Origin of the sequence: Aeromonas sp. BIGb0405 (genome assembly GCF_024807335.1) — a bacterium.
GTDB lineage: Bacteria > Pseudomonadota > Gammaproteobacteria > Enterobacterales > Aeromonadaceae > Aeromonas > Aeromonas rivuli.
On sequence record NZ_JANUEP010000002.1, the window covers coordinates 463,393 to 478,023 of the forward strand.

The 14,631-nt window shown below is 45.7% G+C and carries 13 protein-coding genes; 4 read left to right on the plus strand and 9 right to left on the minus strand.

The features are described from left to right. The first annotated feature begins 41 nt into the window (after window positions 1-41). Window positions 42-1,787: a recombinase family protein gene (locus tag M2366_RS06895; RefSeq protein ID WP_259269279.1), complete on the plus strand. Its 1,746-nt coding sequence runs from the start codon at window positions 42-44 to the stop codon at window positions 1,785-1,787. A 629-nt stretch (window positions 1,788-2,416) separates the two neighbouring features. On the opposite strand, the gene M2366_RS06900 is transcribed toward M2366_RS06895, so the two are convergent. Then, window positions 2,417-3,961 carry a hypothetical protein gene (locus M2366_RS06900; protein ID WP_259269280.1) on the minus strand — a complete coding sequence of 515 codons (1,545 nt, stop codon included), beginning with the start codon at window positions 3,959-3,961 and terminating at the stop codon, window positions 2,417-2,419. A 502-nt stretch (window positions 3,962-4,463) separates the two neighbouring features. Continuing rightward, window positions 4,464-5,120, minus strand: a complete 657-nt coding sequence (locus tag M2366_RS06905) for a DUF6988 family protein (RefSeq protein WP_052448195.1) — start codon at window positions 5,118-5,120, stop codon at window positions 4,464-4,466. Window positions 5,121-5,407: 287 nt separating this feature from the next. Here M2366_RS06905 and M2366_RS06910 point away from each other — a divergent pair, with 287 nt between their 5' ends. Next, complete coding sequence (locus tag M2366_RS06910) at window positions 5,408-5,986, plus strand: recombinase family protein (protein WP_259269281.1); 579 nt, start codon at window positions 5,408-5,410, stop codon at window positions 5,984-5,986. A 136-nt stretch (window positions 5,987-6,122) separates the two neighbouring features. On the opposite strand, the gene M2366_RS06915 is transcribed toward M2366_RS06910, so the two are convergent. Genes M2366_RS06915 through M2366_RS06925 form a run of 3 tightly spaced genes read right to left on the minus strand, consistent with a single transcriptional unit; the run spans window position 6,123 to window position 8,819 of the window. Beyond that, window positions 6,123-7,409 carry a hypothetical protein gene (locus M2366_RS06915; protein WP_259269282.1) on the minus strand — a complete coding sequence of 429 codons (1,287 nt, stop codon included), beginning with the start codon at window positions 7,407-7,409 and terminating at the stop codon, window positions 6,123-6,125. Between the two features lie 55 nt (window positions 7,410-7,464). Then, window positions 7,465-8,505: a hypothetical protein gene (locus M2366_RS06920; RefSeq protein ID WP_259269283.1), complete on the minus strand. Its 1,041-nt coding sequence runs from the start codon at window positions 8,503-8,505 to the stop codon at window positions 7,465-7,467. Window positions 8,506-8,546: 41 nt separating this feature from the next. Then, the gene (locus M2366_RS06925) at window positions 8,547-8,819 is read right to left on the minus strand and encodes a helix-turn-helix domain-containing protein (RefSeq protein ID WP_259269284.1); all 273 of its coding nucleotides are present in this window, start codon (window positions 8,817-8,819) and stop codon (window positions 8,547-8,549) included. 107 nt (window positions 8,820-8,926) lie between these two features. Here M2366_RS06925 and M2366_RS06930 point away from each other — a divergent pair, with 107 nt between their 5' ends. Next, complete coding sequence (locus tag M2366_RS06930) at window positions 8,927-9,556, plus strand: LexA family transcriptional regulator (protein ID WP_259269285.1); 630 nt, start codon at window positions 8,927-8,929, stop codon at window positions 9,554-9,556. Window positions 9,557-9,666: 110 nt separating this feature from the next. Here M2366_RS06930 and M2366_RS06935 read toward each other — a convergent pair whose 3' ends face one another. From M2366_RS06935 to M2366_RS06950, 4 genes are all read right to left on the minus strand, one after another. After that, the gene (locus M2366_RS06935) at window positions 9,667-10,419 is read right to left on the minus strand and encodes a hypothetical protein (RefSeq protein WP_259269286.1); all 753 of its coding nucleotides are present in this window, start codon (window positions 10,417-10,419) and stop codon (window positions 9,667-9,669) included. A 473-nt stretch (window positions 10,420-10,892) separates the two neighbouring features. Further along, window positions 10,893-11,036 carry a hypothetical protein gene (locus tag M2366_RS06940; protein ID WP_259269449.1) on the minus strand — a complete coding sequence of 48 codons (144 nt, stop codon included), beginning with the start codon at window positions 11,034-11,036 and terminating at the stop codon, window positions 10,893-10,895. Window positions 11,037-11,639: 603 nt separating this feature from the next. Next, on the minus strand, window positions 11,640-12,485 hold the full coding sequence (locus tag M2366_RS06945) for a universal stress protein (protein WP_259269287.1): 846 nt from the start codon (window positions 12,483-12,485) through the stop codon (window positions 11,640-11,642). Between the two features lie 9 nt (window positions 12,486-12,494). After that, window positions 12,495-13,985 (minus strand): SulP family inorganic anion transporter, encoded by a 1,491-nt coding sequence (locus M2366_RS06950; RefSeq protein WP_259269288.1) that lies wholly within the window; start codon window positions 13,983-13,985, stop codon window positions 12,495-12,497. 263 nt (window positions 13,986-14,248) lie between these two features. On the opposite strand from M2366_RS06950, the gene M2366_RS06955 reads away from it, so the two are divergent. Then, window positions 14,249-14,575 (plus strand): helix-turn-helix transcriptional regulator, encoded by a 327-nt coding sequence (locus M2366_RS06955; protein WP_259269450.1) that lies wholly within the window; start codon window positions 14,249-14,251, stop codon window positions 14,573-14,575. Window positions 14,576-14,631 lie beyond the last annotated feature (56 nt).

Consider the following 14,631-nt stretch of genomic DNA (forward strand, 5'->3'; position numbering starts at 1 on the left):
ATCACATTGCTGAAGGTCGCAGAGTATACAACATGACACAAATGTACAGCTACATCCGGTGGTCATCAGATCGCCAAGAATTGGGAACAACCCTGCAACGGCAGATGGCAGGAGCTAAAGAATTTGCCATCCAGCAAGGCTTAGAGCTTGTCGAGGTTATCGAGGCTGGGGTGAGTGCCTTCAAAGGCAAAAACGCCACTGATGGGAAACTAGGGGACTTCATTGCGGCCGTCGAGGCCAAGGCGATCCCTTCTGATAGCTGGCTTTATGTTGAGAACCTTGACCGCCTCACAAGGCAGGATGTGACCACCGCTCAAGAACTGTTCCTGAAGCTGCTCCGGCTTGGCTTAACCGTCGTCACAGGTATGGATAAACGAGTGTATACAAGTGAGTCTGTAAACCAGAACCCCACAGACTTAATGCTTAGTATCCTGTTGTTCAGTCGAGCGAATGAAGAGAGTAAGACCAAACAGGCCCGCACCATCGGGAACATGGAAGCCCTGATCGAACGCCATAAGAAGGGTGAGCCTGTGAACATCAAGAGTGCAGGGAAACACCCCTTCTGGGTCGATGATAGCGGTTCTCAGTATGAGGCAATCAAACCCCATCCTAAGTATTGGCAGATTGCCCGTGAAGCATTGGATATGTTCTTAGAAGGGCATGGGATATACAAAGTAAAACGCTACCTTGATGATCAGTATCCAAATGAACTGAATGGAAAAGAATGGGACTATCAAGTAATCAAGCGTATGCGAGAAAGCAGAGCATTGATCGGGGAGCGAACGCTAAACGTCCAAAAAAGAACTTACATACTAGAAAACTACTATCCAGCACTGTGTAAAAGTGAAAGTGAATTCTTGAGACTACAGGAATTAAGAGTTCAAAATGGACACAAGTCTAAAAGGGATCCAAACAAAGACAACATAAAGTTAATGTCAGGTTTGAGTATCCTACGTTGTGCTAGGTGCAAGGGAACTATGCATGGATATCTCAACAAAGGAAAACCAAGATATATATGTGTTAACGGCAAACACAAACAAAAAGGTTGTTCGGCATGGTCGGTAACTGCACCACTAGTTGAACAATGTATAATCATATGTTTGCTTATGGAATACTTAGATTCATCTAGGGATACATCACAAAATGTATCTGACATTGAAAGTGCAATAGAATCTAAACAGAACCTTTTAGAGACATGTTCCAATAAGGTAAAGAATCTAGTGTCTTTAGTTGAGAATGGTGTTGGTAACATATCAGAACTTTCTGAAAGATTGATTGAACTAGGAAAGGAAAGGGATGGTTTGATCAAACAGATATCAAACTTGAGTGATAAGAAGATTCTCATGAAAGGTAAAGGATCCTTTGAAGATACAATGATTGACTTCATTGGGATGATCCGCTGGGATACCTTCAATGATATTACTGATGAATCAAGAAATAAAATCAGAAATAACATAAGTTCAATAATTGAAACTGCATTTCTTGATAAGATTGATGGTTGTCTAAGTATCAAAGTGAAATGCATAGGTTCAGATATTCTTTATGTGTTTACTGGGGATATGATGAAACCTCAATGGAAGTTCTACACAGAACATTATGTTGATGGTGAAAGTTCTTTGGTTAGTACTAATGATGATTTACTTAGTCATGAAAAAATGAAAACTATCATTAATACAGAAAAAGAAATTCAAAACACCTATCAAAAATACTTAAAAACAGTAATGGGATTACTTTCTACAGTTGGGTATCCTGAAATAAATGGTTCTGCATTTTGGCCTAACAGATAGGACATGTAAATATCATTCATTTTGATGCCAAAACCAATGGAAATATAAATTAAAGCTTGATTAATATTAAAATATAGATGAAGTTGGTGAAGTAAACCAATATATAAAAGAACCCTTTTGGATCCTTCTGTGCGGGTGTTCTTCTTGGTCGTAGAGTATGCACTCCGTGGAGCCTTCCTAATTGAAGCCGTTATTATGTAGATCCTGAGCCTCTGATGGGCTTGATCGCCCATTTGTCGTATGCAGTAGCACTAATAACACCAAAGGCATTTTTGGATCTAGTTATTAAGTATTTTTCATTAAATAACAATAAGTTATGAATACATAAAAAGAAAATAAAAAGCCGTAACTGCTTGCAGTACGGCTTTTTACCACGTAGTCACGAGTCCACGAGTGACTACTGGTGTACATATGTATAAGTAGGTATCTGTAGAATTTCTGTATTAAAAACGTACTGATACAGACATTTGACAGTAGTCAATCGAACTCGCTGCACTCGTTACTCATGACTACATGGGAAGAACTCCTAACCGCAAGCGGTAGCGGCGTTCTTCATTGCTTATACCTAAAAGGTGGGAATAAATCCCTATAGTATATAAGGTATTAAATCCCACTTTTCCTTGAATCCATTAGGCAGCCTTCCTCAGTCCGGCTGTAGACTGATGCTTCTCGTACCTCTCCATGAAGATCTTCCGTTCCCAGTCAGTACAGCTAGCATTGGCTCCTTTGAACATCCACTCCCTGAACTCTTTCAAGGTTGGATTCTTTTGGAGCTTCCTTCTACAGCGTTCAGAAGCGGCGGCGTCCAGCTTGAACTGCTTCACAGGTGCACCGACAGGTTTCTTGTCTGGGTTATCTGATTGGAGCTGTAGGTCAATGTGCTTTATGTTTGTCCCTAGTGCTTCTGCTTGCTCGCGGTCGAGAACATAGACTCGTTGAATCTGGGTTGAACTGTAGTCTCTACTGCACCCCCTCAGTACGAATTGGTGCATGGTCTCGTGTTCTCTAGAGCTAATGAACTCGCTGTAGGTAATACCGAATAAATGCTCAATGTGAGCGGCCTCACTTGGGCTTGGCTTGAGAGTCGCGAGCCAAACACAAGTGTCGTGTTCTCTGAAATCATTCGAACCACGGGCTTCTACGCTGATTTTATCTCCTGACAGCTTGTATGACTCACCGCGAGTGTTCTTGCGTTTTTCGTCAGATTTATTGTGGGTGTAGTAGTAATTGGCACCTAAGGAAATGATTAAATAGTCATAAATTTTAGTTAAACAATCGCCACTATCATTCTTCCAAGTTGCTGATGCCCGAGTGTGTTCCAGAAAGTAGAAGATTTCTAGGCGATCATCCAAAGGGACAGATCTTTCCTGTATGTTAGGCAATGTAATTGGCCTGAATAAATGCTTATGTGCCTTATATATCATGGAGTTAGTAAAGTTCGCTCCAATGAATGTCATGTCTAGACCCGCATCTATATACTTCTGTAAATCTCGCCAAGCAGTGATGTTCAATTGGGACTTTGAACTGTCATAAAACCAGCTCGAATCCATGAAAAACTGGTCATTATCTTGAATAATATCGAGGGTTTTACTCACTGTTGTGGTTATGTCCCCCGAAAAATCACGCTTTGTTCCTATGCAGTACTGCTCGCTGGATTGTCCCTTTTTCGCTTTCTTACTGGTGGAGATGTCATAGGGGGTCAGCTTCAACAACTCATCTTGGACTAGTAGCTTTGCTGCCGGTGTGGCGTCGTTGAGAGTGATATGAGAGCTGAAAGTTACAACGTCATCTAGATAGATTTTGAATTTTCTCAGTAGCTTAGGATCTAATTTAAAGAAGATTTTATCGCTAATTATCAGTGCTTTGTGGCTGATCTGGGGGGCTCGTAGGTAGTTCAGAGCTGCTTGTAGAATGTCACTACAGTAGTTCTGCGAGTCCTTGTCACTGACCCACACCAGAGAACCATTGATCTGTGATGCCACATACTCCTGCATCTTGTTAGTACCGAAAGCCAAGATGAAGAACTGATCGTATTTTGAGCTGTTTACTTCTTGAATCAGGGCGGTAGTTTTACCAGCCCCACATCCATAGGCGGCAAACTTAAGCTTATGAAGTTGTGGAAACAGTAGGTTGTGATTGAACAAAGTAGGGCGGATTATTGTTTTTATTTTCATATACTTCCTTTTTATATATCCCAGTAACTCATTGTTTACTGGCGATTTTCCAAATAAAATGCATACAAAAAAGCCCTAGGGCCAGGGGCGTCTAGAGTCTGGGGCTGCATAATTTTGGATGTATCTATTATAGCACGAATGGTGCTTTTTTTTCAGAAATTGAGGTGAAATTCAATATGTCAATTTTTATTTTATAAAAGTATCAAGTGTTACTTTCTTAGCCTAGCTGACTGGCCTTCAAACCCGAAAATTATCAGAACCCAGTACCGTCATCGTTCTTTGAGGAAATTGAAGGAATCTCATACTCAGAACAGAAATAAGCCTGTTTTTATCTGCACGAGTCAAAAATCATCTGAGCCACTGGAATAATATTTAATGTGGCATTATCGAAAAATGTCAAGATATATTTTATCTTTTCGTGATTACCCACGAGCCTCAGCTTATTGGGTGTATACGTGCCAACGGACATTCCGCAGGGGTATTCACTCGCCTCAGATGTTAATTAGTAAGATGGCTCAGTGGTTCGCGGGTAAGGTGAATCGGCCGGGGGAAAGCAGTCTTGAAACTCAGCATATATGCCAGCCATTTTACCGGCCTCTGCTGGTACGCCAGCCAGGATCAAAAGCAGATTACCTGCAATCCCCAGCAGCCCATTCGAGTGTCGGATTTGCATCAGAACCAGCTCCGGCGGGAAGCCTCTGCCATGACGATTCACTGCATGGATGCCACCGTGCACAAAAGAGCTCAGAGGCCGCCACGAGTAATGTTTGAACTCCTTGAGATGAACCACTGGTGCATGTGGTGCCTTCTCCTCGATTGCTTCTAGCATTTGGCTGAGCATCGGAATTTTGTTGGCTTGCTTAGCAGTATCCTGCGTGAGCTCAGCAAGCATCAATTCAGCTTGGCTGTCCGTCGCAACGTAAAGCACCCAAAGGGAACGAACCAGCGACTCATACTGCACGCGAAGTAGGGCTGCGGCAGATGTATGTAGGCCTGCTGCCACTAGATACTTCAAGCTTTGAGCATGTTCAAAGCTAAGGCTAGCAAGTGCCCTCGTAGCCTGTAGACGACAGGAATCATTTACCAGCGGTAACGAAAAGAAGTCAGCTAGTCGCTCCTCCAATACCGCAGAACGTGCAAGCAACTGATTAAAGAGCATATGGGCCTACCTAAAACAACTTTTAACAGGGCATTCACAGATTTAAGGCTATCCCAACTCTCAACAGCAGAAAAGCGTTTCGTGATAACCCATCAAACTCAACCATCCTGAGTAAACGGCAATTACTGATTCGATAGAGTGCGATCCGGGTTGAAAAAGACACTAGAGGAAAATCTCTTTTGAGTACTCCCCAGTGATACCGCTCCGCCGAGTCTCGTTTAGTATCATTTAGATGTTGAAATAACCTATATGATACAGTATCATTGATTCAATCTAAACGATACTTGATGGCAGGTAGGGGTAAGGAAATGATTTTTGGGTACGCAAGAGTCTCGACAAAAGATCAAAGCCTTGAACGTCAGTTGGCGGTACTGGAACCTGTTTGCGATAAGATCATTTCTGAGAAGGAATCAGGGAAATCCACTAGTGAAAGGCCAGAACTGCTGAACCTGCTTTCACACCTCCGCGAAGGCGATACCCTAGTAGCCCATTCTATTGACCGTCTTGCACGTAACACCCGCGACTTACTGGAAATGATAGATAGCCTTGTTGAACGGGGTATCGTTGTTCGCTTCCTGGCTAACGGCATGAGCTTTGACAACTCCCCGCAAAGTCGTCTGATCCTAACCATGATGGGGGCAGTCGCTGAGTTTGAGAGAGGCATGATCGCATCAAGACGTAATGAAGGCATAGCCATTGCTAAAGATGCTGGCCGATACAAGGGGAAGCAGAAGAACAAGGAACTTCATAGCAAGATCACTGAAATGCTCTTAGCTGGGAAGAATACGCCAGATGAGATCGCGAAGCTGTGCGACTGCGGTAGGGCAACAGTGTTTCGTGTCAAAAAAGAAATGATGAGTACTTAGTAAACCAAAGAGCTCTCTAGTATTTTAGGTATACGGAAACGCATTCTTTTAATAAGGGCTTTCTTCTTGCGAAAGCCCTTATTATATGTTTTTACATTTACATTTACATTTTTTTAAATTTCGTCATCTCTTTTTATCAACGAGTAATTGATATGTTTTGGTAGGATTCCGCTTCAAACTTCTCTTCCGGTTGATCAGAGCCTTGTTTGTATATATCAATTTTTAGTAATGTATTTTTTGAGCCGTTGCTAATGCTAACGTTGAAATGCTTAGGAGTGTACAATACGCTTTCACCATTAAAATCAATCCAAGCAGGCCCGTTTGAAAGAGAATATGATATATTTTTCTGTTTGTTATTCGAGCCATTTAATGTCATAAAATTAGGAGTCATGCATTGCTTGATATTCAGTTGTGTTTTAGCTTTTGTATTAGCAGTACATGATATTTTTAAACGATAACCATCATAGTTTTCACGCCTAAACTTAATGTTATCTAATATTTCAATCTTCTCAGAAAACCATGGGGAATGCTCTACCAATATACGACCATACTCTAGTTCTTTGATTGTTGCATGTTCATTTTTGAATATATAGTCGTTGGCCAAAATATATCTAGCATAATAAACACCCTTACTTGCTGCATATGCTAAAAACAATCTAGCTTTATCCGTGTTTTTCTCTACGCCGTGATATCCGTAAAGATAATACACGCCAAGAAAATTATATAATTCAGGCTCTATTTTTCTATTATCAATAATGCCGATAGCTGTAAAGTATCTAACTGCTTCAGCATCATTTCGACTACTGTATATATTAATTAAATCAGAATATTTATACTGTTTTTGCGTATATTCATACTTAGTTGTTGGTGTACTACTGAAACTCTTTAAATCGTTATAAATTTCTTTTGCAATTCTTTTTCTAGTCTCTATATTCATGCCTGCGGATAAAAAACCAGCCTCATTACTTGAAGAGAATTCCTCTAAGCTATCGTAAAATGACGTAGTGTTTTTTGTTGGCGAAATGCCGGCCGATATTACAGCCTTGGGGGAGGGAGGGACTTGAGTATGGTTCACTGCTTGGGACTGTAATAGCTCTTCATCTCCATGTAGTAAAAAATTAAGGTCATTAATCCGTGCTATATATGCCTCTTTAAGTTCCTGAGTGTTGGTTGCCTTATTACGTATACTTTTCAACCACCACAATTGTGCTTTCTTCATGAGGCCAGCATTTTCGGGATCGGCATGTATAATTTCTTTATATATTTTACTCAGATCCTCATCTAAAGTAGATAATTCAGGTGTGGAGCAGATGGTTTTTTCAATAAAACCATGAGCCTTATTGCAATCAAACGAGGCTGCTATTGCAGTTGAACTTAGCGGCATGAATAATATCATAAGAGCAACATAATATATCATATGCACAATATATCCTTTTAAGTTGATTTTGATAATAGATATCCTTGAGAACATTTGGTGATTATACTCCTTTCCATTTATAACAAGTATTATAATCGCCACCATTTCTTTGCACGCATTGTAGACTCTCAGGGAAGTATTCTGCGTCCATAACTTTAGGTTTTGAATCAGCTCTAGAAAGGTGAGGGATATTTTGCATAAGTGGGAATATACATTGCATAAAGATATTCTCCACCTTAGTTTTGTTTTTGAGGTACTCAACATTAGCAAGATCTCTCTGATACATTTCCTGCTTCACCATATAATCAGGATATTCAGCGAAGGGCCTCCAATTTTTAGATTGGGCATCAAACAATGCTTTATATGGAGCTAGGTTTGACTTCATCTCCTGTCGGCAGTTAGAGTCATCAATTGCTTTCATATACTCTTTATGACTGACACCATCGTCTATATATGTCCTTTCAGCACTAGTTCGTTCCATAGAGAGTTTATCATACGCTGCTATTTCGTTTAGTATTTGCTGTGTTAAGCCAGGGTGTTCTTTAAGATCTTTAATAATTAATTTTTTTACTTGCTCTCTTTTTTCTACATCAAATAGTTGCACAGCAGCTTCTATTTTTGTTGCTCGTTCTTCCTCAGCTTTCACTACAACCCTTCTTTCTTCATCAGCTTTATTTTTTTCTTCTTTTTCTACCAAGTATTTTGAATATTCATTTTTATCAAAAATTTTATGCATCTTGGCATCTGAAAACTCTGCTTCAGATAGAAATCCCAATTCTTTACCTTGCATTGCACTTGCAGAAGATCCCAGTGTATTCGAGATACTTACCAAAAGGATTAATAAACAAGGTACAGTGTAGTTGTTTATAAATTTGTACTTTGGTTTTGGTAATAGCTTATTTCTAATCCGGTCAATGGAAAGAATTGCCCAGGATAAGGCTAACAAAGCTACTAATGTCATCAAAGTGGCAGATATAACAGTCAGAGTGCCAGACCAGAAACCCATCCCCGGCTCGTAGATTTCTTTATAAGCACTTAGTCCAAAGATTAGAGTGATTAATCCCCACAAACTATATACTAACACTTGCATTCTTTTTTTCATGATATCTGTAGTTCCATTACGGTTAAAAAATCAGATGAGATTCATTCGTTGCTAACGTTCGATGATACATATCTTTCCGGCCAAATGGTATGGGTAGCAACGCCTATATAGTCAGCAATGATCTGCTCACCTTTAGGCCAGTGTCGTTCAAGTGCGTTATAGAGAGTTCTCTCATGTAATCCGTTATCTCTTGAAAGCTGTGCTAGTGTTCCTCCCTTCTTCTTAATGGCTGCAAGTATGTCTGCCCTGTGCCAGTTCTTAGTACTGGCATCCCGCTCCTTTTTCTGCGATTCTTCAGGATTATGAATACTCATAATGACCACTCGTTACTTACATTAAGCATATGATTGATCATTATATGGAACATGTCAAACCAGAATAAGGAACATCTATTCCTTTTATTGTGGTGTTAGGTGACACTATGACTGACAAGAAAGAGAGCATTTTCCAATTCAGCGAGAGGCTTAAATCAATTGTTCCGGCAGGCTCTGGCCGCGAGTTCGCTAAGAGGGCGGGGATTGGGTACAGTACCGTCCACAACTACTTGCAGGGCGTTTCTAGCCCAACTCTAGAGAACCTTGTTTCGCTCGCTAAGGCTGGGAACGTCTCAGTGGAATGGCTGGCTACAGGTGAAGAGTTTAGAGGGGCGGCTCTGGCGGTAGCTCAGGAAGCAGAAAATGGCAGAGTGCTAAAAATTCCTTTTATAGATAGTAATGAATTCCTTTTTTTGGATTCTAAAGCCTTCCCGACTCTCCAGGAGAATGCTGGCCGTCTTGTAGCCCTACTAGTAGACAGTGATGTGATGGTGCCTACGTTTGGCGTGGGGAGTGTTCTAGTCATAGACCAGGGCCAAAAAGAGCTCAGAGATAGTAAAGTAGTTGTTATGCGTAAGGCGGGAAGCTACTTATACAAGAGAGTGCAGATAGTTTCTGAGGGATACAGTTTAACCAGCGACAATAAGAAGTATAACGAAGTGACTGTTACGGATGAGTCTCTATGTAATTTCGAAGTTGTGGGGATTGGAGTGCTAGTTCTTAACCCATTTGACTAAGTGATGTAAGTCATGGCATTGTTGAATTGGGAAGGGATAACACAACCTCCCAATGAAGTTCAGAAGGCCCCCTTAGTTGGGGGCTTTCTTACTTAAAATAAAAACACTTTTTAAATTTTTACTTTTAATCTCAGCTTGCTTTTTATACTTTCAGTGGGAACCTTTATTGCAATTCCTCCGATCGGCCCAATATGTATTGTCTTTGGCCCTACAAGTTCTTGTGTAGCAAACGCGAAGCGATATTCACTCTGGTATTTGTAACAATGTCTCTTTCTAAACACGGCTTCTAATTCATTAACACTTCCATTGAAACTGTCAGAGTCGAAATAAGTAATTGGTTTATGGCGGCATTGATAATTTCTTTCCTTTGCGGCACTTTCAACTTTCTCGATGAAATCGTTAACACTATGGATAATAACTGCATATTTTCCAAGAGATAGAACTTCATCATCCAAGGTTGTTCTTTCAGCAAGCATAGAGTTTATTTTTTCAGACACAAGCAATTTTTCTTCTTCAGTTGTGTAAGACTCGTTAAACTCTGGAATTATTACTGCATACATACAGTAAAGATTTAAATGATTATATTTGTTGAGTTGAGTGATGATTGGGCCGGCTAGGTCTGAGGGCATTAGTGGTATTTTGTGCTCAACACCTGCATCATCTTTATATGATATAATTAGAGAAACCTGATCTGGTTGATACCAACTAGATACTGCTTCATAGGTATCACCTCTAACTCCGGCATCTTCTATTTTTTTAAAACTTTCTAAAGTTTGACAAAATATCTCACCATTGTTGAGGAATGCATCCGCATACTCTTCTTTATCGAAAATCTTAATTAAAAGCATTATCCTTGAATCCATTTGAAGAAGTTCCTAAATGTGTAATTTCATCAATGATGCATAGAAGCATATAAAACCAACTAGATTCAACCAGAATAAAGATAGAGCCCTTCTTTTATAGGGCCAGAACAGGCTACCTGTCATCACCCGAAGAAAAAATAATTCTAGGTATGGTTGTAATATATAGCATTGACCAATCAAAGAATATTATCGTTATCTTTGTTGTCCCAACAGTATCCTTACCACCCATTTCAGAGTAAAGGGTCTGTAGCAGTTCCTTAGCCTCTTCTCGCGATAATAAGGCAATATCAGTTGATGCCGTGGTGTATACAACCTCTAGCGTCTTACCCTGGGAAAAGTCATAGGGAGGCCAATAGGCATTTTTAGCCGGGAGCTCTAAAGGTGCAGCAGGCTGACGAGCTGCGGAAGCTCAGGCCGCTGATGCTTGAACTCCAACAATGATAGTTCCAGACCCTATGATAACTCCACCACAATCAACACCACCACCAGTGATAGCCAGAGGCAAGAGCTGTTGAGGAACCAGAAGCAATGGCTCTTGGATGGTGGAGATTGTTTGGCTTGTCATGAGGAACTAGGGGATCGCCAACTCGGGCAACGGGGATTCCATCTTTGAACACATCGGGCGACCCTGCGGTGATGGCTGTAGGGTGAAAGCCATCATGATCTGTCCCAATATCTCCTATCTTGGCTGCTTTTTTGCTCAAAGCAAGAATTCCTTGTACATGTGTGGTAAATGGCTGACACCCTAACAAATTGCACCAATTGAGACCATTGACACGGCCTTACCCAATCAAATTCAGAAGAATATCAATCTAGTTATTGGTTGTTAGGGCAACCCAAGGAGACGAATCCTACTTTGGGGGCCTGTTTTGTGTTGGACATCGCTCAATCGCTCTTAGGTGGCTCTCTTATAAGGGCGCGGATTTTACCGGAATGGCTAACCAAAAACTATACAGCTGGACGCGTTGACGGGAACAATTTATGTCAAATGCCTGGGCCGCAGGTGCCAGATACACGAGGAGGCGGGCATTACCAGCCGGGAGAGCCGCACCAGTACTGGCTTTTGGAGGATGGACAGCGGTAACGGGGCAGATGCCAGGGGTGAGCAGAACGCTCAGATGGGGGCAGATGGCGCCTCAGCGCAACTGCATATCAAGGGCAGGGCCGAGGGGGAGTCCATCAGGGCAAGATGAGAGGGCCGCGCGGGGCGGCTCTGATGGTCAGCGCAGCAGCAACAGCGTGCAGGGCAGGGCGCGCAGCATGGCGCTGGTGTGGCTGCCGAGCACGAACTGGCGCACTCGGGAGTGGCCGTAGGCCCCCATCACCAGCAGGGCTATCTGCTGCTGCGCCAGATATTGAGTCAGGGTGGGGATGAGTTCCCCCTGGCGCAGACTGGGGATCACCTGCCAACCCCCCTGGCGCAGCATGGCGGCGGCATCCTCGAGCTGAGCGCTGTGCTCGGCGCCGGGGTCGGCCACCATCACCAGATGACAGGGCAAGCCCTTGAGCAAGGTACTGCCTGCCAGCTGCTGCAAGGCCCGCTGCGCCGTCTCGCTGCCATCAAAGGCAAACAGCAGGCTGGTGGGGGCGGTGAAGTGGCGCTGCACGACCAGCGCCGGGGTGCGCTGGGTGCGCAGCAAGCTCTCGAGCTGGCTGCCGACCACGGCATCTTCCCCCTCGTGCCGGGCGCCGCATTTGCCGAGTACCAGCAAGCGAGTCTGCTCGGTAAACTCGCTCAGGGTCTCGAGCAAGTCGCCATGGCGCTGCAGGCGATTGGCCTGGATGCCGTGTTCCGCCAGCTGATGGACGGCGGCGTCCAGCTGCACCTTGCCTTGCTGGCGAGCCAGCTGGCTACGCTGCTGGTCGAGTTCGGCCAGCTCGGCCTGCAAGGTCTCCCGGCTCCCCAGACCAATGGTGCCGCTCAAGTCGGGCAGCACGTTTTGGTGGCGCTCCAACACATGCAGCAGGGTGACAGCATCACCGGTGATGGTAGCGGCCCAGGCGGAGGCATCGCAGATGGCCCCTTGGCTGGCTACCCCATCGAGGCAGGCGAGGATATGGGTCATGGTCGCTCCTTAGTGGTTGGCCAGCAGCTTCTCTATCTCTTCGGGCTTGTCCTGTACTCCAAATCGGTCGACCAGGGTCGCGCTCGCCTCGTTCAAACCGATCACGTCGACCTGGGTCCCCTCGCGGCGGAACTTGAGCACCACCTTGTCCAGGGCGGTCACCGCCGTGATGTCCCAGAAGTGGGCCTGGCTAAGATCTATGGTCACCCGGCTGAGCACCTCTTTGAAGTCGAAGGCGGCGATGAACTGTTCGGCAGAGGCGAAGAACACCTGGCCTCGTACCTGATAATGGCGCTCATCCCCCGCTTTGCTGCTCTCGCTCTTGACCAGCATGAAGCGGGCCACCTTGGCGGCGAAGAAGAGGGAGGCGAGCAGTACTCCGACAAATACCCCAAGGGCAAGGTTATGGGTAGCGACCACGACGGCAACCGTGGCCACCATCACGATATTGGTGGAGAGCGGGTGGCTGCGCAGGTTGCGGATGGAGTCCCAGGAGAAGGTACCGATAGAGACCATGATCATCACGGCGACCAGGGCGGCCATGGGGATCTGGCGGATCCACTCATCCATGAAGACCACCATCAGGATCAGCAGGGTGCCTGCCACAAAGGTGGAGAGACGGCCGCGGCCGCCAGATTTGATGTTGATGATCGACTGGCCAATCATGGCGCAACCCGCCATGCCGCCCATCAGGCCGGCGCCTAGGTTGGCGATCCCCTGGCCCTTGCACTCGCGGTTGCGATCGCTCTTGGTGTCGGTCAGATCGTCGACGATGGCCGCCGTCATCAGCGACTCAAGCAGACCGACCACGGCCAGCGCCGCAGAGTAGGGGAAGATGATGACCAGTGTCTCCAGATTGAGCGGCACATCCGGCCAGAGGAAGATGGGCAGGGTATCGGGCAGTTCGCCCATGTCGCCCACGGTGCGAATATCTATCCCCATGGTGATGGCCACCGCCGTCAGGATGACGATGCACAGCAGCGGGGAGGGCACCAGCTTGCCCACCACGGGAATGAGCGGGAACAAATAGATGATGGCAAGGCCGGCGGCCGTCATGGCATAGACCTGCCAGGTGACGTTGGTGAGCTCGGGCAACTGGGCCATGAAGATCAAGATGGCCAGGGCGTTGACGAAGCCAGTCACCACAGAGCGGGAGACAAAGCGCATCAGGCTGCCGAGCTTGAGATAGCCAGCCCCTATCTGGAAGATCCCGGTGAGCAGGGTCGCCGCCAGCAGGTATTGCAGGCCGTGATCCTTGACCAGGGTGACCATCAGCAGCGCCATGGCACCGGTGGCGGCGGAGATCATGCCGGGGCGGCCGCCGACGAAGGCGATGATGACGGCGATGCAGAAGGAGGCATAGAGGCCCACCTTGGGATCGACGCCAGCGATGATGGAGAAGGCGATCGCCTCCGGGATCAGGGCCAGGGCGACCACGGTGCCGGCGAGCAGGTCACCACGCACATTGGCGAACCACTCTTGTTGTAGGCGTTGACGCATGTCGATTCTCTCGCTCGTTGTCGCTCACCGCCTTGTCCCTTGGCGGGATCGAGGGGGAGTCATTGTGATGGGGGTCGGTGATAGCCGGTCTCGCTGGAAGCTGGTCTGCATCCTGCAGCGACGATGTCCGGGCCGCTGATTATTTGGCCGCGCAGGGTAGCAAAGCAGGGGCGGGAGGAAAAGTCATCTGGCTGGATTGATCATTTCAATAACTCTTGTATAGTTGAACTAACTGAGTGAATAAGGTGTGGATCATGGTCGAAATGAACAAGACAGTCGCCAGCAAGTTGTTCGAGTCTCTCGCCTCCGGGGTGCGACTCGATGTGTGGCGGCTACTGGTCAAGGCGGGTCTGGAGGGACGGGTGGCGGGTCAGCTCGCCAGCGAGCTGGACATCGCCCCCAACGCCCTGTCGTTTCATCTGAAGGCCATGCTGCATGCGGGTCTGCTCTCGGTGGAGCAAGAGGGGCGCTACCTGCGTTATCGCGCCAACATCGCGCTGATGCAGAGCCTGATTGGCTACCTGACCGAGGAGTGCTGCGCCGGTCACCCGGAGGCCTGCGGCATCATGCCCGGTGAGTCCTGCTGCTGAACTCATGGGCAGCCAGTCATACGCAGGGGGGCGCGACCAAGAGTTGCGGCTGCGTC

What these genes read in the sequence shown, in the direction of transcription:
- M2366_RS06955 (WP_259269450.1), top strand. Translation starts at nt 14,249, where the DNA reads ATGAACAAGACAGTCGCCAGCAAGTTGTTCGAGTCTCTCGCCTCCGGG.
- M2366_RS06900 (WP_259269280.1), bottom strand. Translation starts at nt 3,961, where the DNA reads ATGAAAATAAAAACAATAATCCGCCCTACTTTGTTCAATCACAACCTA.
- M2366_RS06945 (WP_259269287.1), bottom strand. Translation starts at nt 12,485, where the DNA reads ATGACCCATATCCTCGCCTGCCTCGATGGGGTAGCCAGCCAAGGGGCC.
- M2366_RS06930 (WP_259269285.1), top strand. Translation starts at nt 8,927, where the DNA reads ATGACTGACAAGAAAGAGAGCATTTTCCAATTCAGCGAGAGGCTTAAA.
- M2366_RS06905 (WP_052448195.1), bottom strand. Translation starts at nt 5,120, where the DNA reads ATGCTCTTTAATCAGTTGCTTGCACGTTCTGCGGTATTGGAGGAGCGA.
- M2366_RS06895 (WP_259269279.1), top strand. Translation starts at nt 42, where the DNA reads ATGTACAGCTACATCCGGTGGTCATCAGATCGCCAAGAATTGGGAACA.
- M2366_RS06925 (WP_259269284.1), bottom strand. Translation starts at nt 8,819, where the DNA reads ATGAGTATTCATAATCCTGAAGAATCGCAGAAAAAGGAGCGGGATGCC.
- M2366_RS06910 (WP_259269281.1), top strand. Translation starts at nt 5,408, where the DNA reads ATGGCAGGTAGGGGTAAGGAAATGATTTTTGGGTACGCAAGAGTCTCG.
- M2366_RS06950 (WP_259269288.1), bottom strand. Translation starts at nt 13,985, where the DNA reads ATGCGTCAACGCCTACAACAAGAGTGGTTCGCCAATGTGCGTGGTGAC.
- M2366_RS06920 (WP_259269283.1), bottom strand. Translation starts at nt 8,505, where the DNA reads ATGAAAAAAAGAATGCAAGTGTTAGTATATAGTTTGTGGGGATTAATC.
- M2366_RS06935 (WP_259269286.1), bottom strand. Translation starts at nt 10,419, where the DNA reads ATGGATTCAAGGATAATGCTTTTAATTAAGATTTTCGATAAAGAAGAG.